Consider the following 18,032-nt stretch of genomic DNA (forward strand, 5'->3'; position numbering starts at 1 on the left):
GGCTCGTCAGCGGACTCCCTCTTCGGGGCGGGCGGGAGTGCGGTCGAGGGCGAAGCTGACTGCGGCCAGCAGCAGGCCGGCCGCGCTCAGGGCCAGGCCGGTCCACGCGGGGGACAGGTAGCCGAGGCCGCGGGCGATGGTGAGGCCGCCGAGGGCCGCGCCGATGCTGTTGGCGACGTTCATCGCGGACTGGTTGACCGCGGCTCCCATCAGCTGGGCGCCGGGGGCCACCGTGATCAGGCGGGCCTGCAGGGCCGGGCCGAGGAACAGGCTGGTGCCGCCGACCAGGAAGGCGCCGGCGAACAGGCCGGGTGTGGTGTCGGCGAACAGGGCGAAGAACAGGATGGCGGCGATCACCGCGCTGAAGCCGAACAGCAGGGCGCGGCGCAGGTCCCGGTCGGCGAACCAGCCGCCGAGGGCGTTGCCGACGGTCATGCCGAGACCGAAGGCGACCAGTACCCACGGGATCGCCCCGGTGCCCAGCCCGGTCACCTCGGTGGTCACCGGGGCGATGTAGCTGTTGACCGCGAAGAAACCGGCGAAGCCGATCGCCGCGGTGGCCGCGACCAGCCACACCTGCGGGCGGGCCAGGGTGCGCAGTTCGGCGCGGGCCGAGCCGGCGGTGGCCGAGGCCAGGTCGGGGACGCTGACGGCGACGGCCAGCAGGGTCAGCAGGAAGACTCCGGCGATGACCGCGTACGAGGCCCGCCAGCCCGCGCTCTGTCCGAGACTGGTCATCGCAGGGACGCCGGCCAGGTTGGCCAGGGTGAGGCCGCCGAGCACTACCGCGTACCCACGAGCCTCCTTGCCCTTGCCCATCAGGGACGCGGCGAGCAGTCCGGCGGCGCCGAAGTAGGCCCCGTGCGGCAGGGCGGCGACGAAGCGCGCGACGAGGACCAGGCCGAAGGTGGGGGCGAGGGCGGAGGCGGCGGTGCCTGCCGCGAACAACACCAGCAGGATCAGGACCAGGCGTTTGCGGGGCCAGCGGGCGGTCAGCGCGGCGATCAGCGGTGCGCCGGCGACGACCCCGAGCGCGTACGCGGTGATCGTCCAGCCGGCTTCGGCGACCTCACCGGCGGAGGTGCCACCGAGCAGGTCGCGGGCGATCTCCGGCAGCAGTCCCATGGCGACGAACTCGGTGAGGCCGATGGCGACGCCGCCGAGAGCGAGGGCCAGCAGTGCGGTCCAGCGGTGGCGGGTGGTGAGGTGTTCCATGGCGCGGACTTTAGCAACGCCGTTGCAAAACCCTCCAGCTAAGGTGACCCGGTGCACCAGAACTTCCTCCGCGGCTACAACGAATCCCTGGTGCTGGCGGTCGCCCGGGCCATCCCCGCGTTCGAGCGCGGCCACGTCGCCAAAGCCACCGGGCTCACCCCGCAGGCCGTCTCCAAGGTTCTCGCCCGGCTGCTCGACGACGGCGTGGTCGCCCCGGCCGGAGTGCGCCGCCCCGCCACCGGGCGTGCCGCCGGGGTGTACGAACTGGTCCCGGACAGCCGGCACGCGATCGGCGCGCACGTCTCCCGGCGTACGCTGCGGCTGGCCCTGACCGACCTGGCCGGCACCGTCCTGGACGCCGCGGTCGTCCCACTGCCCGCCGACTTCACCCCGGACCAGCTGATCGAAGCCCTGTCCGGGCAGGTCAAGAAGCTGCGCGGCGGGTACGACCGGCTCACCGGCGTCGGCATCGGCATGATCGGCCCGCTCGACCACGCGGCCGGCACCGTCCGGGACGCCCACCGGCTGCGGCACTGGCACGACGTGCCCCTCGCCGCCCTGGCCCACCGGGCGCTCGGCCTGCCGGTGCACGTCGACAAGGACGTCACCGCCGGGGTCACCGCCGAGGCCTGGCGGCGCGGGCCGGCCTTCCGCGACGCCGCCCTGATCATGGTCGAGTCCGGGGTCGGCGCCGGCCTGTGGCTGGGCGGTTCCGCGCACCGGGGCGCACACACCAACGCCGGCGAGTTCGGCCACACAGTGATCCAGATCGACGGCCCGCCCTGCGTCTGCGGCCGGCACGGCTGCCTGGAGGCGATGCACGACCAGGCGGTCCGGGCCGGAGACGTGGACCTGGCCGCCCGGGTGCTCGGTGTCGGCGTGGTCAACCTGCTGCAGACCCTCGACCTGGGGCACGTGGTGCTGGCCGGCACCGATCTGCTCCAGCACGGCGAGGTCTACCGGGAGGCGGTCACCCGGGCGGTGCGCACCCAGGTGCCGCGGGCCGACTGGCTCACCGTCGACGTGTCACTGTCCGCCCTCGGCGAGAACGCGATCGCGGCCGGCGCGGCGATGCAGATCCTGGACGCCCGCTACGGAGTCCCCGACATGGCGGTATGAACACCGGGGCCGAGCGGGTGACGTTCACCGATCCGACGGTCGGCCCCACAAGTCACACGCGGTGACCGCCGAGTGCTTCCGCCGGTGTCCCAGGCCCGGCGGCCGGCCACGGCCCCGCAGGCGGGTGTTCCCACCAGGCGCGCCGCCCCGGCACCCGGCCGCCAACCCTGATCGTGTGCACCGGCCGTTCCGGGTCGTCGCGGAAACCGCCGGCGAGGGTGCGGTCATTCCGCGCCACATCTGACCACGCCGCCCCGCAGCACGATCCGCGTGCCGACTTCCGGCACGCTCCGCGCCAAAATTCGGCACGCGGTCTGCGGTGCGGGTTTGTGTGTCGAGTTTTGGGGCGGAACGCGCCGGAAGTTGGCACGTGGTGTGGGGTGTGGGTTTGTGTGTCGATTTCCGGCGCGTTCCGCGCCGGAAGGTGGCACGTGGTGTGGGATGTGGGTTTGTGTGTCGAGTTTTGGGGCGGAACGCGCCGGAAGTTGGCGCGCGGTTTGTGGAGCGACGACCAGCTCGGCCCGTGGATTGCGGCGGATTCGCGTGGCCTTTCAGGCGTCTGCCTCGGAGATGACGGTCGGGCTGATCTGCTTGCTGGCGGTGATCTTCGCGGGCACACTCATGCCGACGACCGTAGATCCGCTCCTGTGAATCGTCTTCAAGCTGGGCGAGGGATTCGCCAGGGGATCTCCAGGAAACGGTGAGGAGAGTCCCGATAATGCGTTTCTCTATCGGTTCGGCTGCTCTCTGTGAACGCGCGGGAAATCTTGGTCGGCTACAGTTCGCGGACCGTCGGGAGTCGATGAATAAATGGGATGATCAGTGCCGAAGACCCGAAAGCCCCGCGCGCCGTTGTGGGCGAAACTCGCCACCGGCCTCGGCGCCGTCCTGATGATCACCAGTGGTGGCCTGCTGGTCACCAAGGAGGTGGTGTTCGCCCGGATCAGCGCGGTCGAGGACGCCGGCCTGATCGGTGAGCCGGCCCAGGCCACCGAGAAGAAGTCCGAGATCAAGGGCCCGATCAACGTGCTGCTGGTGGGCATCGACCCGCGGGACGACACCACGCCGCCGCTGGCCGACTCGATCCTGGTGGCGCACATTCCGGCGAGCATGGATCAGGCGTACATCTTCTCCCTGCCCCGGGACCTTTACGTGGACATCCCGGCGAACGCCAAATCGCAGTACCCGGGCGGGCGCGGCAAGATCAACGGCGCGATGAGCCTGGGCAGCCGGGTGCCGGGCGGTAAACCGAGCGTCACCCAGGGCTTCCAGCACCTGGCCAAGACGGTCACCCAGGTCACCGGGGTGAAGACGTTCGACGCCGGCGCGATCGTCAACTTCGGCGGGTTCAAGAGCATCGTCGAGGCGATGGGCGGCGTCACCATGACGATCGACCAGGAGATCAAGTCCGAGCACCTGAAGCCGAACGGCAAACCCCGCGACCGCCGTCCGGAGTGTGCGAATCACGGCTGTGAACACCCGTACATCGGGGAACAGAAAATCTATGAAAAGGGCACCTATCATCTGAAGGCCTGGGAGGCCCTCGATGTGGTGCGGCAGCGGTACAGCCTGAAGAATGGTGACTACGACCGCCAGAAGAATCAGCAGCGATTCGTCCGGGCGATCGCCGAGCAGGCGCTCAGCAAGGACGTGGTCACCAATCCCGCCAAACTGCTGAAGGTGCTCGACGCGGCGGGGGAGTCGTTGACCTTCTCCGGCGGCGGGCACACGATCGTCGACTGGGCGATCGCGATGCGCAACGTCGACCCGAAGAACATGATCACGATCAGTCTGCCGGGCGGGCGGCTGGATCTGAACGGCAGGTACGCCGGCGAGCAGTTCACCGGCCCGGTCGACGGCTTCTTCGACGCGGTGGCGCAGGGGCAGGTCCCGCAGTTCCTGATGGACAACCCGACCTTCGTCGGCAAGAGCTAGCTGGAAGTCGGCAAGAGCTAGCTGGAAGTCGGCAGGAGCTGGCAGTCGGCAGGAGCTGGAAGTCGGCAGGAACTGGAAGTCGGCAGGAACTGGAAGTCGGCAACAGCTAGAAACGGAGCATCAGCGCTCCAGGGCGGTGACCAGGACGTCGACCAGGTGGCGGTAGCTGCGGTCGACGTCCTGCGGCATCCCGAACCCGCCGCCGCCCTCCAGGCTGGTGAACCCGTGCAGGGCGGAGCGGACCATCCGCGCGTCGTCGATCCGGGTGTCGTCCGGGCGGTCGAAACCGGTCAGGATGTCCAGCAGCACCTGTAACGTCTCGTTGCCGGCGAGAAGGTCCTCCTCATCGCCGGGGGCCGGGGCGCGGACGGTCGCCGCGTACCGCCCGGGATGGTCCAGTGCCCACCGGCGGTAGGCGGCGGCGAACGCGTGCAGCGCCGCCCCGCCGGACCTGCCGACCGCGGCCCGGGCCAGCGCCGCGCCGAGCTCCCGCTTGGCCTGGACCGCGATGCCCCGCCGGAGGGTGTCCAGCGAGTCGACGTGCTTGTACAGCGACGGGGTGCGCACCCCGACCCGCTCGGCGAGCAGGCCCATGGTCAGCCCGGCGAGCCCGACCTCGTCGGCCAGGTCGGCCCCGGCGGCGATCACCGAGGCCGGGGCGAGACCGGCCCTAGGCACGGGCGTTCACCCGCAGGAAGTCGAGCACCAGAGCGGTGGTCTCGGCCGGGAACTGCACGTGCGGATAGTGCCCGGCACCCTCGACGACCGCCACCCGCCCCACCCCGGCGGGCAGTTCCGCGACGATCGCCGCGCCCTCGGCAACCGGGTCGGCCCAGTCCGGATCAAGGGATCCTTCAACGACCAGGACCGGTTGCCGTACGTCCCCCAGTCGCGCCCCGGCGTCGGCCGGTGAGGTCGTCAGCATGGTCTGCAGCGCTTTCATCCGGCCGGGCTCGCGCAGCATGGCGGCGATCCGGGCTTGACGGTCGGTCCAGTCGGCCGGTTTGACGCCGGGGTAGGCGTGCTCCAGGTATTTGAGCCACTGACCGACACTGCCCATCATGGCACCGGCCAGCCGCAGCGCGCCGGTGCGGTAGGCGGCCACCCGCAGATCGCCGAGCTGGAATCCCTGCGCCCGGGTGAACGGCGCCAGCTCGACCACACCGGTGATCAGCTCGGGTGCGGTGGCGGCGGCGACGGTGGCGGCGCCCCCGGCGATCGAGTGGCCGGCCAGCACCGCGGGCCCGCCCAGGTGCCGGATGAGGGCGAGCAGGTCACCGGCGATGTCGGTCCGGGTGTAGGACGGCCACGTGGCACTCGACTCGCCGCTGCCGCGCAGGTCGACGGCCGCCACCCGGTAACCCGCCTCGACCAGTGCCGGGGTGATGAACCGGTAGGCCTCGCGGCTGTCGCCCATGCCGTGGGCCAGCACGACGAGGGGTCCGGAACCGATCACGTCGTACGCGATGGTTCCGCCGTCGACGGTCAGGAATGCGGTCACTGCGTCCTCCAGTTGGCTATCTGCGTTAGCTCAAAGCTAATACCGTTAGCCGCGTACGTCAATCTTTGTTATATTCAGAGAATGCTGAAGATGGCCTACCTGGACAGCGGTGGTGACGGGCGGCCCGTCGTTCTCACCCACGGCGCCGGCATGGACCACACGATGTTCGGCCCGCAGGCGCTCGCCCTGGAGCAGGCCGGCTACCGGGTGATCCGCTGGGACCTGCCCGGCCACGGCCGCAGCCCCCTCGACGGCCGGTTCACCGCCGCCGGTGCCCTCACCGAGATGGCCGCCCTGCTCGACTGGCTGCACCTGGACCGTCCGGTGCTGATCGGCCACTCCCTCGGCGGCAACCTGTCCCAGGCGCTGGTCCGCGCCGACGCCCAGCGCGCCGGCGGACTGATCGTGCTGGACTCCACGTGGAACGCGGGGCCCCTCACCCGTACCGAGGCGATCGCCTTGCGACTGGCCGCACCCGGACTCGCCATGATCCCGGCCGCCCGCCTGCCCGACCTGATGGCCCGCGCCTCAGCGGTCACCCCGGAGGCCGTCGAGCAGACCCGTGCGGTGTTCGCGGCGATGCCGAAACGCACGTTCCTCGACGTGTGGCGGGCCACCGCGTCCCTGGTCGCGCCGGAGCCCGGCTACCGCACACCGGTCCCGCTCGCCCTGATCCGCGGCGCCCGCGACCGGACCGGCAACATCGCCACCGCCATGCCCCGATGGGCGAAGAGCGAGGACATCATGGAGTACGTGATACCCGGCGCCGGACACGTGGTGACCCTGGACGCGCCCGGCGCCACCGCGGAGGCGCTGATCGAGGTGCTGGCCCGGTGGTGACCGACGAGGAGGGCTTCGTCAACACGATGGGCGACATGCTGGCCATCTGGCACCTGCCGCGCACCACCGGCCGGGTCTACGGCTACCTGCTGCTGCGCGGCGAACCCTGCACCTCCGACCGGCTGCGCGCCGAGCTGCGGATGTCCGCGGGCGCGGTCAGCACCGCCGTCCGCGACCTGGTGTCCTGGGGCCTGGCCCGCACCATCCCCCAGCCCGGCAGCCGCCGCCTGCTGATCGAGGCAGCCGGCGGGTTCGACCAGCTGCTGGCCGCCGGCCACGAGCGGACCAGGGCGTTCGTGCGCGTGCTGGAGTCGGCCCGGCCGCTGGCCGACGACGACCGGGCGGCCCGCCGTCTGGCCGACGTGACCGCCCTGTTCACCGCATATCTGGAGGCCGTGGCCGGCTTCCGCCGGCCCTAGACTCGTGGCTCGGTTCGAGCCACGAGTCGTCACACGGACTCAGCCGTTGTAGATCTCGGTGACGTCGACGCCGAGGAACTTCAGAGTCGCCGAGACCACGAGCGCGATCCCCACCGAGGTGGCGATCAGCGCGGTCATCGCCAGGATGACCGCCCCGGTCGCCTCCCCGACGCCGAGCAGATCCCGGCGCATGATCTTGCCCATGTCCGGACGCGACCACACGATAGGCGGCAGCTTGGGCCGGTCCGCCGCGGGTGCGGTGCCGCCCGCCTTCTCCGGCGCGTCGTGACTGCTGCCGACCCGGAAGCCGTTGCGTGTCTCGTCCTGCCCCGAATCCTGGACCGGTGATGATGTCGTCTGCACCATGATGTCGCCTCCCTTGGCCACAACCAGCGCGATTAGGTTGCCCCTCCTATCGGCGGGAGAACACCGTCGATGAGGGGCATCAGGTCCCGTCTTCCCGGGCCGGGGCCCTCTACCGCGGCGACGGCCCCCTATTCGCTCTGCGCGGCCCGGTCGTGGTGGGCGCGGCTGGCGAGGACCTGGTCCATGTGGCTTTCGGCCCATCTCTTCAGGGTGCGCATCGTCTCGTGCAGGGAGAGGCCCAGGGCGGTCAGCTCGTACGTCACGGTCACCGGGACCGTCGGGGTGACCGTGCGGCTGACCAGGCCGTCGCGTTCCAGGGCGCGCAAGGTCTGGGTCAGCATCTTCTGGCTGACACCCGCCAGCAGGCGGGACAGTTCGGAGTAGCGCATCGGCCGGGGGCCGCCCTGGCAATCGGGGCCGCTGCCGAGGGCGGCCAGGATCAGCGTGACCCATTTGTCGGACACCCGTTCCAGCAGTTTGCGGCTGGGGCAGACGGCCAGGAACGCGTCATATTCGATCTTCGCCTGGGCCCGTTTGCCGGCCGCCGACGTCGTGGACATACCCGAACACCCCTTACGCACTTTCAGGTGCCTGCTTCCCGACAGGAAGTCACCTTGTCAGAGTGGGGGCATGACATCAACTTCTCTTCCCGGCGGCACCTGGACGATGGGCGACCTGGAGGTCACCCGGTTCGGGTACGGCGCCATGCAGCTCGCCGGGCCCCGGGTGATGGGCCCGCCCGCCGACCGGGCCGGTGCGCTGGCCGTGCTGCGCGAGGCCGTCGACCTCGGCATCACCCACATCGACACCTCCGACGCGTACGGGCCGTACGTCACCAACGAGCTGATCAGGGAGGCTCTCCACCCGTACCGGCAAGGGTTGCGTGTCGTCACGAAGGTCGGAGCGAACCGGGACGCCCAGGGAGGCTGGCCTGCCGCCCGTGACCCGGAGAGCCTGCGCAAGCAGGTGCACGAGAACCTGGGGCGGCTCGGGCTGGACGTCCTCGACCTGGTCAACCTGCGGCTGGGCAACGCGGAGGGGCCGGTGGAGGAGCCTGTGGCCGAAGCGTTCGGCACCCTCGCCGAACTCCAGCGCGAAGGGCTGATCCGGCACCTGGGCGTGAGCAACGCGACCGCCGGCCAGGTCGCCGAGGCGCGGGCGATCGGGCCGATCGTGTGCGTGCAGAACATGTACAACCTGGCCCACCGGTACGACGACACACTGATCGACGAGCTGGCCGCGGACGGGATCGCCTACGTGCCGTTCTTCCCGCTCGGCGGGTTCAGCCCACTCCAGTCGTCGGCGCTGTCCGCGGTCGCCGGGCGGCTCGGGGCGACACCGATGTCGGTCGCGCTGGCCTGGCTGCTGCGGCGGTCGCCGAACATCCTGCTGATCCCGGGTACGAAGTCGGTCGCCCACCTGCGGGAGAACATCGCCGGCGCCGGGCTGGAACTGTCCGCCGCCGATGTGACCGAACTGGACCGGATCGGAGGCTGACACGGCCGGTCATCCGGCACTGGTTAGGGTCTGCGGCATGCTGGATACGTACGACGCCGTGCTCTTCGATTGTGATGGTGTGCTCGTCGACTCGGAGCGCATCACCAACGGTGTGCTCCGGGCCATGCTGCACGAACTCGGGTGGAAGGTGTCGGAGGCGGACTGCTTCCGGCTGTTCGTGGGGCGGGCGGTGCGCGACGAGAGCGACCTGATCCACGCGCACACCGGGTTCACCGTGACCGACGAGTGGATCCAGGCGTTCCGGGGGCGCCGCAACGAGGCCCTCGCACTGGATCTGCTGCCGATCCCGGGAGCGGTGCCGGCGGTCCGTGAGATCCACCGGCTGTTCGGCGGCCGGATCGCGTGTGCCAGCGGCGCCGACCGGCCGAAGATCGAGATGCAGCTGGCCAAGGTCGGCCTGGACGACGTGTTCGCCGGGCGGATCTTCAGTGGCATGGAGACACCCCGCACCAAGCCGGCGCCGGACGTCTATCTGGCGGCGGCGGCCGCCCTCGGCATCGACCCGGCCCGTGCCGCGGTGGTCGAGGACACCCCGACCGGGGTCCGGGCCGGGGTGGCCGCCGGTGCCACGGTGTTCGGTTACTGCCCGCCGGACAGCCTGGCCCACCAGGCTCCGGAGGTGATGCTGGAGGCCGGCGCCACCTACACGTTCACCGACATGGCCGCCCTGCCGCAGCTGCTGGCGTCGCAGCACCCGGACGGCCGGGTACTGCGCACGGCCGAGCGGTAGCGGAGACCTCAGCGTGGCCCGCTGCGGTCCGAACCGGACCGTGACGGGCCACGCACACGTCACCCAGGTCCGGCGTGTGCGTCTCCGGTGCGGGGACACGGCCGGTCGACCGTGATGCCCCACCGTGCCCGGGACGTCTGCGCCCGCGCACGGCCGGTCACCGGTGTGCCCGAACCAGGGTGGGGTCGGGAGGTGGACGACCGCGCGGGGAGTTGACCGCCGCCCGGTCGCCGCTCCCGGACTGGGTCACCCCGGCCGGCACCTGGGCGGATCTCGCCGGCCGGCTGGTAGCTTCGGCCGGTGAGAGCACCACGGTGGTCACGGAGACGCGTTCGGCTCGCAGGGCGCGCGGGCGGGCGTCCTGACTGATGGAGATCATCTCGTTGACCGGGCCGGACAGCCACCGGCTGATCATGGCCCCGGGTGTCGGCGGTTGCGCGATCGGCGGCCCGCACGCGGATCTGGCGGTGGCGCCCGGTGACCGGCTGGACTGGACGGTCTTCGACCGGTTCAGCACCCCGGCCGGGTCGCCGTGGCCGCGATGGATCAGGTACGAGGGTGACGACACCGGCTGGATCGAGTGGTCCACCGGGCGCCCGATCGAGGGGTTCTCGTGGACTCCGCACGCCGCCCACGACATCGACCTGAGCCGGGCCGGGCTGGGCGATTTCGGCCTGACGCTGAGTCACGCCCCGGTCCGGGTGGTGCTGCCGGAGACCACCCGGTTCTCGGCCGGCGGCGACCTGTCGCTGTTCACACCGGTGCTCGGGCGGGGAAGACCGTGCCCGAGACTCGGCTTCAGCCCGCGGACCAGCGCGGCGACCGGCATACCGGTCGCGCTGCCGGTGATGCCCGCGGTGGCCGCCGCGACCACCGTGGCGGTGCACGTGCCCCCACTGCGCCAGCCGTTCGATTGCGCGAGCCTGCTCCAGTTCCCGGATCTGCGCCACCTGGAGCTGTCCGGGAGTCTCACCAATCTGCAGGCGCTGGCCGAATTCCGCGGTCTGACCGGGCTGGAGCTGAGATTCGTACCTGATCTGGCTGGTCTTCCGTCTGTGGAGGGGTGGCCGGAACTGTCCCGGCTGATCGCGTGGAACGTCGACGACCGTGGCGGGAAACCGTTGCGCGCACAGGTGCGCAGGTCGACCCGGGAGTGGGCGTATGCGTCGGTGTCGCGGCTGCGGACCGGTGAGTGGTTCGCGAGCGAGTACGGTCTGCCGTTCGCGGCCTGGCCGACCAGGTCCGCGAAGGTCGCGGTGAAGGCGTTCCGTGCCGCGCGGACCACGATCGACGCGGCGGCCGGGCCGGAAACGGTCGAGGAGGCGGTCCGCGGATTCGTCGCCGCGATCAACCGCCTGCCCCGCATCGAGACCACCGAACGGGAGGACGCCCAGGTCGCCGTCGCCCAGCTGACCGCGGTGACCCCGCTAGGCGATCTGTCCGGGCCGGCCGGCGTCTGGTTCGACGAGACCCGGGAATTCTGACCGGAGCAGGCCGAACACCCACGAGTCGGACACCACCCCGGCGACCACGCAATCCTCGCGCAGCGTGCCCTCACGGACGAAACCCAACTTCTCCAGGACGCGTGCGCACGCCAGGTTGCGCGTGTCGGCCTCGGCCTGGACCCGATTCAGATCCAGGCTTGTGTACGCCCACCGCAGCAGCTCCCGGGCCGCCTCGGTCGCGTGCCCGTGACCCCAGGACGCCTGGGTGAAACAGAAGCCGAGGGCGGCGCTGCGGTACTCCGGGTGCCACCGGCTCAGCCCGCACCAGCCCAGGAAGACCCCGTCGGACAGCCGCTCGACCGCCAGCCGGGTGCCGGTGCCCTCCGCCGCCAGCGTCCGGCAGGTGGCGAGGAACCGCTCGGCCCGCTCCGGCCCGGTCCACGGCGGGGAGTCCCAGTAGCGCAGCACGTGGGCGTCGGAGTGCAGGCCCCACAGGTCACCGGCGTCGGTGCCGGCGAACGGGCGCAGCCGGAGCCGGGCGGTGAGCAGGGTCGGTGAAGGCAGCGACACGGTCAGGAGTTGTACCACATGGTGGGGAACCAGCCGTAGCCGAATATCGACGGCAGCCGGACGTTCCAGTAGATGACGCTGAAGGTGCCCAGGGCGATCAGCATGGCACCGGTGACGGCCGTCGTGGTGGCCGGGCGCTCGGCCATCCAGGCGATCACCCGCCCGCGAGTGAGCACCACGACCAGGCTGAACAGCGCCAGCACGATGATCAGGTTGCCGAGTGACTGGAGGATGAAGGCGCCCGCGCCGTACAGCGGATTGCCGCTGTCCACCGCCCAGTGGAACAGCTTGTTGAACAGCGGGTAGGGCCGGCCGATCAGGAAGCCGCCGACCAGCGCACCGAGCGTGACCACCCGGGCGACCGGGCGGCGCGCGAACGGGTCCGGCACCACACCCAGTGTGGCCAGCCCCAGCCAGACGAAAGCCAGCCCGATCAGACCGAAGACGACCATCGACTGGATCAGGCGCACCGGCATCCCGCCGGCGGTGGCGGTGGACAACTGCGGCAGGCCGTCGCCGATCAGCACCCCGGCGAACCCGTAGACGCCGGCCACCGCCACCATGCCGGCGGTCATCCAGGCCACCGGGCGCAGCAGGGCGGGCAGTCCGCCGCGCGTGCCGGTCCGCGCGCTGGCCTGCCCCAGCGGGCCGATCGAGGCGGCCATCGCGATGTTGCAGGCGGTGAACGTGCCGGCCAGCCCGGACACGAAGGCGAAGGCGAGCCCGGCCATCGTCCCGCCCAGCGCGGTGGCCTTCGCGTCGTGCCCGAGCAGCGCGTTGGCCACGTTGTCACCGATCACGTGATCGACGAACTCGTAGGACCACAGGACGGCCAGGAGCAGCCCCGCGACGGCGCTGAGGGCCACCAGCCGGCCGCGCCGCGGCGGGCGTTGCGGGGTGGTGACGTCCGGATTCTTGCTTGCGGTGACAGTCATGACGCTGAGTGTGCTGACTCGGCGGGGCCCGGACTTCTTCCGGCGTGCGCGATCGCCAGCAATCGAGCGGATGAGCGCCGGTCGGCTGAGCAGCCAGGATTCCACCAACCGGGGTCTGCCCGGTGGTCGAAAGGAGCCCTCATGAGTCGGGACGGCCAACCTCCCCACTCCATCGCGGTGGTGGCCCTCAGCTGCCGCTACGCCCCCGATCTGGACTCGCCGGAGAAGCTCTGGGACTTCCTGGTGGCCGGGCGCAGCGACGTGAGCGAGATGCCGGACGAGCGCTGGGAACCGTACAAGGCGAGTAGTCCGCAAGCCACCGCGATCCTGAACCGCACCACCCGTCGCGGCTCGTTCCTGCGGGACATCGAGGGATTCGACGCCGACTTCTTCGGCATCTCTCCCCGTGAGGCCGAATACCTCGACCCGCAGCAGCGCATCGTCCTCGAACTGGCGTGGGAGGCGCTGGAACGGGCCGGCATCCCGGCGCTGTCACTGCGCGGCACCGACACCGGCGTGTACGTCGCCGCGAACTCCAACGACTACGGGCGCCGGCTGCTCGAGGACATCACCCGTACCAACGCGTGGGCGGTCAACGGCACCACCTACTACGGGATCGCCAACCGGGTCTCGTACGCCCTCGACCTGCGCGGGCCCAGCATGGCGGTGGACACCGCCTGCGCCGGATCGCTGACCGCCCTGCACGTCGCCTGCCAGAGTCTGGACCGTGGCGAGATCCCGCTGGCGATCGTCGGCGGAGTGAACGTGATGGCCACCCCGGCGCTCTTCGTCGCGCTGGACGCGGCCGGCGCCACCTCCCCGGACGGCCGCAGCAAGGCCTTCGACGAGGCCGCCGACGGATACGGTCGCGGGGAGGGCGCCGGTGTGGTCGTCCTCAAGCGGCTCGCCGACGCCCGGCGCGACGGCGACCCGGTGCTCGCGGTGATCCCGGGCAGCGGCGTGTTCCAGGACGGCCGCTCCGACGGGATGATGGCCCCGAACGGCGACGCCCAGGCGCACATGCTGCGCCGGGCGTACGAGCGGGCGGGCATCGACCCGGCGACGGTGCGGTACGTGGAGGCCCACGGCACCGGCACGCCGGTCGGGGACCGCGAGGAGGCGAACGCGCTGGCCGAGGTCTTCGGCGCGGGCCGGGCCGGCGACCCCTGCCTGATCGGGTCGATCAAACCGAACATCGGCCACACCGAGGCGGGCTCCGGCATCGCCGGGGTGATCAAGACGGTGCTGGCCCTCCAGCACGAGGAGCTGCCGCCGAGCCTGCACACCACCCCCACCAGCGGTTTCGACTGGGAGTCGGCGGGTCTGCGGCTGGTCGCCGACCGTACCCCGTGGCCGGCCGGCGGTCCGGTCCGGCGGGCCGGCGTCTCCAGTTACGGCGTCGGCGGCTCGATCGCCCATGTCATCGTCGAGGAGCCGCCGGCCGCGGCGCCGGCCGCACCGGAGGCGCGGGAGACCGCCCCGCTGGACCGTCCCGCGTTCCACCCGCTCTCGGCGATGTCCGAGGCCGGCCTGCGGGCCGCCGCCGGCGATCTGGCCGACTGGCTCGACGCGAACCCGGACGCCGATCCGGAAGCGGTCCGGCACAGCCTGGGCGCCCGCCGGTCGCCTCTGGTGCAGCGGGCCGGCGTCGTCGCCGGCCCGATCACCGACCTGGCCGCCGGCCTGCGGGCGCTGGCCGCCGAGCGACGGGACCCGGCCGTGGTCCAGGGCTGGTCGGTGGCCGGGCAGGCCGACGACCCGGTGTGGGTGTTCTCCGGGCACGGCTCGCAGTGGTCCGGGATGGGCCGTCAGCTGCTCGCGTCGGAGCCGGCCTTCGCCGAGGCGGTGGACGAGCTGGCCGCCGTCTACACCGAGGAGCTGGGCTGGACCCCACGGGACGCGCTCACCGCCGGCGGGCCCTGGTCCGGGTCCGAGGTGCAGGCCCTCATCTTCGCGGTGCAGGCCGGCCTGACCCGGGTGTGGGAGAGCCGCGGCCTGCGCCCCGGCGCGATCATCGGCCACTCGGTCGGGGAGATCGCCGCGGCGGTGGCCGCCGGGTGCCTGCCGCTGCTGGACGCCGCGCGGTTCGCCTGCCGCCGGGCCCGTGCGCTGGGTGAACTCGCCGGTGACGGCGGCATGGCGATGGTGTCGCGACCGGTCGCGGAGATCCGGGAGCGGCTGGCCGGGCGCGACGACGTGGCCGCCGCGATCGTGGCCGCCCCGGGCTCCACGGTGATCTCCGGCGACCGGGACGCGGTGCGGGACCTGGTCACCGCCTGGCGCGCCGAGGGCCTGGAGGTGCGGGAGGTCGACACCGACATCGCCTTCCACAGCGGGCACGTGGACGCCGTCGTGCCGGCCGTCCGGGCCGCCGCCGACGAGCTGACGGCCACCGCGCCGGTGGTGCCGCTGTACTCCACCGCCCTGGCCGACCCGCGGGGCGCCGACCCCCGGGACGGCGCCTACTGGCAGGCGAACCTGCGGCAGCCGGTGCTGTTCGCCGGGGCGGTCGAGGCCGCGGTCGCCGACGGCCACCGGCTCTTCCTGGAGATCGCCCCGCACCCGGTGGTCACCCACTCGATCACCGAGGTGCTCGCCGCGTCGGGCGCCGACGACGGTCTCGCGGCCGGCTCGCTGCGCCGCGACACCGACGAGCTGGTCGCGCTCGCCACCGCGACCGCCCGGCTCTGGTGCCACGGTGCGGCGGTCGACTGGACCGTACAGGCGCCCGGTGAACTGGCCGCCCTGCCGACGATGTCCTGGCAGCACCGGCCGTACTGGATCTTCCCGGCCGAGGCGGAGGAGAGCGGGCGGGGCGGCGGCCACGACCCGAGCGCCCACCACCTGCTCGGCGGGCGGACCACGGTCAGCGGGGCCCCGCCGCGCCAGGTCTGGCAGACCTATCTCGACATGTCGAGCCGGCCGTACCCGCTGGAACACAAGGTGGTCGACGTCGAGATCGCCCCGGCCGCGGTGATGCTGAACAGCTTCGTCGTCGCGGGCATCCGGGACGGGCGGATCCCACGGCTCAGCGACGTGGTGCTGCGGACCCCGCTCGCCGTGGAACCGGCCCGGGTCGTCCAGGTGGTGCTGGCCGAGAACGCCCTGCGCCTGTCCACCCGGCTGGCCTCCACCGAGGGCGTGGCGGAGGCCGATCTGGAGTGGATCACCCACTCCACCGCCTCGCTGGACTGGAGCACCGAGCCGCTGACCTGGCCCGGCGACCCCGACACGGTCCGGGCGCGCTGCCCCGAGGAGTGGGACTTCACCCGGGTCGACAACATGTTCCGCCGGATGGGCGTCGGTGGCTACGCGTTCCCGTGGACGCTCGACGCCATGCACCGCGGCGACGACGAGCAGCTGACCCGGCTGACCCTGGCGGCGCCACCGGCCCGGCACAGTGGGAGCTGGGCACACGTGATCGACGGCGCGCTGACCATCAGCGCGGTGATGGTCACCCCGGAGTTCGCCAAGCACCAGTGGATGTCGTGCTGGATCGACTCGGTGGCCTTCGACGGCGAGCCCCCGGCCCGGCTGATCGTGCACTCGGCCCGCAACCCCAAGTCGCCGGAGGACACCGTCGACGTGTGGATCACCGACGCCGACGACGGCCGGCTGGCCTGCCGGGTGCTGGGGCTGAAGTTCTCCGCCATCCACGACACCGACGACGTGGTCGCGGCGCCCCGTGACCTGGTGCACGAGGTGGTGTGGCGGCCGGCCGACACCGGCGTGCCGGCGGGCCGGGCCACCGTCCGGTCGGCGGCCGTCGTCGGTGCCGGGGCCACCGCGGACTGGCTGGCCACCGTGCTCACCGAGGTCGGTGTGGCGGTCACCCCGCTCGGCGCCCCGGAGGACCTGACCCGGGATCTGCTGGCCGGTGTGGACACCGTCCTGGTCGCCCCGGCGCTGCCGGGGCCCGGCGAACCGGTCGAGCGGGCGGCCGAACGGTGCACCTGGACGCTGATCCAGTCGGTGCAGCGGATGCTCGACGCCGAGACCGCGGCCAGCTTCCCGGTGCCGCCCCGGCTCTGGACGGTCACCTCCGGGGTGCGCCGGGCCGGCACCGAGCAGAGCCTGGCCCACGCGCCGCTGTGGGGCACCGCCCGGATCGTCGCGGGGGAGAGCCCGCAGTTGTTCGGTGGTGTCGTCGACCTGGACGGGGACGGTCCGGAGACCGCCCGCCGTCTGGTCGGGGCGCTGACCGGCCTGAGCGGCGCCGAGGACGTGATCAGTGTGGGCGAGGAGGAGACGGCGGTGTGCCGTCTCGCGCCCCTCGACCGGCCGGCCGAGACCGCCACCCTGCAATGCCGGCCGAACGACACCTACCTGGTCACCGGCGGCCTCGGGGCGCTGGGCCGGCTGGTCGCCCGCTGGCTGGCCGACCGGGGCGCCCGGCGGCTGCTGCTGGCTGGCCGGCGGGCGCTGCCGCCGCGTACCCGGTGGGCCGAGGTCACCGACCCGGCCACCCGCCGGCAGATCGACGGTGTGCTGGAACTGGAGGCGCTCGGCGTCACCGTCCAGCCGATCGCTCTGGACGTCACCGACGCCGAACAGGTGGCGGTGGCGCTGGACCCGGCCACCCACGGGCTGCCGCCGGTACGGGGTATCGTGCACGCCGCCGGTGTGGTCCGCGACGCCCTGGTGGACAAGGTCGACCGGGACGGGCTGGCCGAGGCGATGGCCCCGAAGGTGGACGGGGCGATGGTGCTGCACCGCCTGTTCCCGCCCGGCACGCTGGACTTCTTCGTGATGTTCTCGTCGTGCGGGCAGTTCGCCCGGCTGACCGGGCAGGCGAGTTACGCGGCGGCCAACTCGTTCCTGGACGCGCTCGCCGCCCGGCGGCACCGGGCCGGGGACGCCGGGAGCACCAGCTTCGGCTGGACGTCGTGGCGCGGCGTCGGGATGTCGGAGTCGATCGGCACCACGATGATGGAGGCCAACAGCCGCGGGCTGGAGGCGGTGTCGGCCGCCGAGGCGTTCCGGTCGTGGGACTTCGCGGACCGCTTCCACCTGCCGTACCAGGCGGTGCTGCGGGTGCTGCCGACCCCGCCGAACATGCCCCGGGTGCCGATGCTGCGGGACCTGACGGCCACCACGGCCGGCCCGGACGGCGAGCGGGCCGCCGGGTTCGCGCTGGACTGGACGTCGCCCGAGGACGACCTGGCCGGCACCATGCTGGACGACGTCCGCGAGCAGGTGGCGGCCGAGCTCAACATGGAGTCGGCGGCCATCGACACGCGCCGGCCGCTGGTCGAGATCGGCTTCGACTCGATCATGACGGTGTCGCTGCGGGTCCGGCTGTCCCGCCGCTACGGCATCGAGCTGCCGCCGAACATCCTGTGGAACAAACCCACCGTGATCCGGCTGTCCGGTCACATCCTGGAGGTCCTGCGTCCCGAGACCGTCCCGGCCTGACCCGCGTCCACCGAAAACGGCGTC

16 protein-coding genes are annotated in these 18,032 nt (G+C 72.1%); 8 read left to right on the forward strand and 8 right to left on the reverse strand.

The features are described from left to right. Window positions 1–6 precede the first annotated feature (6 nt). Window positions 7–1,215, reverse strand: coding sequence for an MFS transporter (locus ACQ0O7_RS32865; RefSeq protein WP_430787930.1), 1,209 nt, complete (start codon window positions 1,213–1,215; stop codon window positions 7–9). A 51-nt stretch (window positions 1,216–1,266) separates the two neighbouring features. Between ACQ0O7_RS32865 and ACQ0O7_RS32870 the strand changes: the two genes are divergently transcribed. Both ACQ0O7_RS32870 and ACQ0O7_RS32875 read left to right on the forward strand, forming a co-directional pair. After that, window positions 1,267–2,334: an ROK family protein gene (locus ACQ0O7_RS32870; protein WP_430787932.1), complete on the forward strand. Its 1,068-nt coding sequence runs from the start codon at window positions 1,267–1,269 to the stop codon at window positions 2,332–2,334. Window positions 2,335–3,225: 891 nt separating this feature from the next. Beyond that, window positions 3,226–4,269 (forward strand): LCP family protein, encoded by a 1,044-nt coding sequence (locus tag ACQ0O7_RS32875; protein ID WP_430788077.1) that lies wholly within the window; start codon window positions 3,226–3,228, stop codon window positions 4,267–4,269. Between the two features lie 120 nt (window positions 4,270–4,389). Here the strand turns inward: ACQ0O7_RS32875 and ACQ0O7_RS32880 are convergent, their stop codons facing one another. Together ACQ0O7_RS32880 and ACQ0O7_RS32885 are read right to left on the reverse strand one after the other, a co-directional pair. After that, on the reverse strand, window positions 4,390–4,947 hold the full coding sequence (locus tag ACQ0O7_RS32880; RefSeq protein ID WP_430787934.1) for a TetR/AcrR family transcriptional regulator: 558 nt from the start codon (window positions 4,945–4,947) through the stop codon (window positions 4,390–4,392). Further along, entirely contained in the window at window positions 4,940–5,770 is an 831-nt protein-coding gene (locus tag ACQ0O7_RS32885; protein WP_430787936.1) for an alpha/beta fold hydrolase, read from the reverse strand. The genes ACQ0O7_RS32880 and ACQ0O7_RS32885 overlap by 8 nt, the downstream gene beginning before the upstream one ends. An 81-nt stretch (window positions 5,771–5,851) precedes the next feature. Between ACQ0O7_RS32885 and ACQ0O7_RS32890 the strand changes: the two genes are divergently transcribed. Together ACQ0O7_RS32890 and ACQ0O7_RS32895 are read left to right on the forward strand one after the other, a co-directional pair. Further along, window positions 5,852–6,610: an alpha/beta fold hydrolase gene (locus ACQ0O7_RS32890; RefSeq protein ID WP_430787938.1), complete on the forward strand. Its 759-nt coding sequence runs from the start codon at window positions 5,852–5,854 to the stop codon at window positions 6,608–6,610. After that, window positions 6,604–7,029 (forward strand): GbsR/MarR family transcriptional regulator, encoded by a 426-nt coding sequence (locus ACQ0O7_RS32895; protein ID WP_430787940.1) that lies wholly within the window; start codon window positions 6,604–6,606, stop codon window positions 7,027–7,029. Before ACQ0O7_RS32890 ends, ACQ0O7_RS32895 begins: the two co-directional genes overlap by 7 nt. Window positions 7,030–7,068: 39 nt before the next feature. On the opposite strand, the gene ACQ0O7_RS32900 is transcribed toward ACQ0O7_RS32895, so the two are convergent. Together ACQ0O7_RS32900 and ACQ0O7_RS32905 are read right to left on the reverse strand one after the other, a co-directional pair. Further along, on the reverse strand, window positions 7,069–7,395 hold the full coding sequence (locus tag ACQ0O7_RS32900; RefSeq protein ID WP_430787942.1) for a hypothetical protein: 327 nt from the start codon (window positions 7,393–7,395) through the stop codon (window positions 7,069–7,071). Window positions 7,396–7,523: 128 nt separating this feature from the next. Beyond that, complete coding sequence (locus ACQ0O7_RS32905) at window positions 7,524–7,955, reverse strand: winged helix-turn-helix transcriptional regulator (RefSeq protein WP_430787944.1); 432 nt, start codon at window positions 7,953–7,955, stop codon at window positions 7,524–7,526. Between the two features lie 70 nt (window positions 7,956–8,025). On the opposite strand from ACQ0O7_RS32905, the gene ACQ0O7_RS32910 reads away from it, so the two are divergent. Next, the gene (locus ACQ0O7_RS32910) at window positions 8,026–8,892 is read left to right on the forward strand and encodes an aldo/keto reductase family oxidoreductase (protein WP_430787946.1); all 867 of its coding nucleotides are present in this window, start codon (window positions 8,026–8,028) and stop codon (window positions 8,890–8,892) included. 37 nt (window positions 8,893–8,929) lie between these two features. Further along, window positions 8,930–9,643 carry an HAD family hydrolase gene (locus tag ACQ0O7_RS32915; protein WP_430787948.1) on the forward strand — a complete coding sequence of 238 codons (714 nt, stop codon included), beginning with the start codon at window positions 8,930–8,932 and terminating at the stop codon, window positions 9,641–9,643. Window positions 9,644–9,800: 157 nt separating this feature from the next. Here ACQ0O7_RS32915 and ACQ0O7_RS32920 read toward each other — a convergent pair whose 3' ends face one another. Next, window positions 9,801–10,022, reverse strand: a complete 222-nt coding sequence (locus ACQ0O7_RS32920) for a hypothetical protein (RefSeq protein ID WP_430787950.1) — start codon at window positions 10,020–10,022, stop codon at window positions 9,801–9,803. Between ACQ0O7_RS32920 and ACQ0O7_RS32925 the strand changes: the two genes are divergently transcribed. Next, complete coding sequence (locus tag ACQ0O7_RS32925) at window positions 10,012–11,127, forward strand: hypothetical protein (protein ID WP_430787952.1); 1,116 nt, start codon at window positions 10,012–10,014, stop codon at window positions 11,125–11,127. The two genes, ACQ0O7_RS32920 and ACQ0O7_RS32925, sit on opposite strands and share 11 nt — an antisense overlap. On the opposite strand, the gene ACQ0O7_RS32930 is transcribed toward ACQ0O7_RS32925, so the two are convergent. Next, on the reverse strand, window positions 11,071–11,658 hold the full coding sequence (locus ACQ0O7_RS32930) for a GNAT family N-acetyltransferase (protein ID WP_430787954.1): 588 nt from the start codon (window positions 11,656–11,658) through the stop codon (window positions 11,071–11,073). The two genes, ACQ0O7_RS32925 and ACQ0O7_RS32930, sit on opposite strands and share 57 nt — an antisense overlap. A gap of 2 nt (window positions 11,659–11,660) precedes the next feature. Next, window positions 11,661–12,593 (reverse strand): hypothetical protein, encoded by a 933-nt coding sequence (locus tag ACQ0O7_RS32935; protein WP_430787956.1) that lies wholly within the window; start codon window positions 12,591–12,593, stop codon window positions 11,661–11,663. Between the two features lie 141 nt (window positions 12,594–12,734). Between ACQ0O7_RS32935 and ACQ0O7_RS32940 the strand changes: the two genes are divergently transcribed. Further along, the gene (locus tag ACQ0O7_RS32940; protein WP_430787958.1) at window positions 12,735–18,008 is read left to right on the forward strand and encodes a type I polyketide synthase; all 5,274 of its coding nucleotides are present in this window, start codon (window positions 12,735–12,737) and stop codon (window positions 18,006–18,008) included. Window positions 18,009–18,032 lie beyond the last annotated feature (24 nt).

Source organism: Actinoplanes sp. G11-F43 (assembly GCF_050589265.1).
Classification (GTDB): Bacteria; Actinomycetota; Actinomycetes; order Mycobacteriales; family Micromonosporaceae; genus Actinoplanes.

Excerpts from the sequence above, each read along its gene's own strand:
- ACQ0O7_RS32940 (WP_430787958.1), top strand. The coding sequence starts at position 12,735 with ATGAGTCGGGACGGCCAACCTCCCCACTCCATCGCGGTGGTGGCCCTC.
- ACQ0O7_RS32875 (WP_430788077.1), top strand. The coding sequence starts at position 3,226 with ATGATCACCAGTGGTGGCCTGCTGGTCACCAAGGAGGTGGTGTTCGCC.
- ACQ0O7_RS32925 (WP_430787952.1), top strand. The coding sequence starts at position 10,012 with ATGGAGATCATCTCGTTGACCGGGCCGGACAGCCACCGGCTGATCATG.
- ACQ0O7_RS32935 (WP_430787956.1), bottom strand. The coding sequence starts at position 12,593 with ATGACTGTCACCGCAAGCAAGAATCCGGACGTCACCACCCCGCAACGC.
- ACQ0O7_RS32910 (WP_430787946.1), top strand. The coding sequence starts at position 8,026 with ATGACATCAACTTCTCTTCCCGGCGGCACCTGGACGATGGGCGACCTG.
- ACQ0O7_RS32915 (WP_430787948.1), top strand. The coding sequence starts at position 8,930 with ATGCTGGATACGTACGACGCCGTGCTCTTCGATTGTGATGGTGTGCTC.
- ACQ0O7_RS32890 (WP_430787938.1), top strand. The coding sequence starts at position 5,852 with ATGCTGAAGATGGCCTACCTGGACAGCGGTGGTGACGGGCGGCCCGTC.
- ACQ0O7_RS32900 (WP_430787942.1), bottom strand. The coding sequence starts at position 7,395 with ATGGTGCAGACGACATCATCACCGGTCCAGGATTCGGGGCAGGACGAG.
- ACQ0O7_RS32865 (WP_430787930.1), bottom strand. The coding sequence starts at position 1,215 with ATGGAACACCTCACCACCCGCCACCGCTGGACCGCACTGCTGGCCCTC.
- ACQ0O7_RS32905 (WP_430787944.1), bottom strand. The coding sequence starts at position 7,955 with ATGTCCACGACGTCGGCGGCCGGCAAACGGGCCCAGGCGAAGATCGAA.
- ACQ0O7_RS32920 (WP_430787950.1), bottom strand. The coding sequence starts at position 10,022 with ATGATCTCCATCAGTCAGGACGCCCGCCCGCGCGCCCTGCGAGCCGAA.